Here is a 1298-nt window from a genome sequence, read left to right as displayed (position 1 = left end):
TGCACAACCTCGCCCTCGCCGGATAGGCGAGCAGACCGCACCGCGACCGACCCCTGCCCAGGGTGACTCAAAGATCATTTACGGGACAACCCTTACCTCCGGTTGGATCGAGCCGGCTTGTTCCGGCGGTGACCAGCGAACGACATGAACAGCGCCGACGACCAGGGTAGTTGGCGTGACTGGACACCCCTGTATACCGGCATCGCTCATCGTGCGGCGGGCCGATGAAGGACTGGGTAGCCTGCCGCTCGTGACGACCCAGGAGGCGGACGAGGGCAGTGACGTACAGGCGGACCCGCAGTGGTTCGTCGCTCAGCTCCGGCGGCTGTTGACTGCCTGTGGAGCCGGGACTGCCAGCAAGTTGGCGGCTAGGAAGAAGGAGAAGCCGGACAGGTATTACCAGGAGAGGATGCCGCACTCCACGATCAGTAATGCTTTGAGTCCTTTACGTCAGGACCTCCCGAGCGCCGATGTCACACGAAGATTCGTGGCCCGCTGTGTCGAATATGCCGACGAACACGGTTTTCCGCTGCCCCCGCAGGACCGCGATGTCGAGCGATGGCTTTGGCTCCTTTCCCGTGTCGACAAGGAGATCAAGGAGGTCGCCCATGAGACCGCTGTCGAGGTGGTGCTGAAATGGTCAGAACTGATCGACCTCAACAGCTGGAAGAAGATTTTCAGGAAGTCCCTCATGCCGCCCTTCGGACTCCCGTTTGCCACTCAGGATCGTCTCGGCTCCACTCTGACCTGGATGATCAAACGCGACTGGCCAGAGTCGTTCCCCAAGGTCAGCAACGCCTTCAGGAACTTCCAGGACGTGCTGGACGAGCTGCTCAACTTCTTCGTCCACCAGAGCTTCTTCTCCTCTACGGCCGAGGACTTCTATGAGATCCGCGACGACTCCACCCGGTACTCCCCCCGGATCGACAGGGAGAAGTTCCATCAGGCGGAACGCGAATACTTCGAAAACACCCTGTTCTTCGAACGGATGCTGCAAGAGCTGAACGCCGCAGCCAACCACGTCTGCGACATGGTCCGCATGGAGCTCGACTCCACCTTTCGCGCAAAGTCAGGACTGCTTACTCTGACCCACTACTCGGAGGGCGGGATCTTCACAAGGCGGTGGGTGTATTCCCCCGAACTCCGCGAACGCGTGCATCCATATGCAGGATCGGCCGCACTGCGTGAAGAAGTCCGGGACACCATTGAGCGTTTTCAGTGTGCCCACTGATCGGGTGATGCAGGCGGTCGCGCAACGCACAGGGCTCCCGCGCCGTTGAGGGAGGCGTTCGAAGTCT

At 60.6% G+C, this 1298-nt stretch carries 1 protein-coding gene; it reads left to right on the top strand.

Going from position 1 to position 1298, the window contains the following annotated elements:
- Positions 1-250 precede the first annotated feature (250 nt).
- Positions 251-1231: a hypothetical protein gene (locus ACFWA7_RS39995; protein ID WP_385828092.1), complete on the top strand. Its 981-nt coding sequence runs from the start codon at positions 251-253 to the stop codon at positions 1229-1231.
- Positions 1232-1298 lie beyond the last annotated feature (67 nt).

This window comes from Streptomyces sp. NPDC059994 (genome assembly GCF_042737755.1).
Lineage (GTDB): Bacteria > Actinomycetota > Actinomycetes > Streptomycetales > Streptomycetaceae > Streptomyces.
The sequence above is the reverse complement of the archived record's forward strand: the minus strand, read 5'-3'. Positions and strand labels throughout refer to the sequence as shown.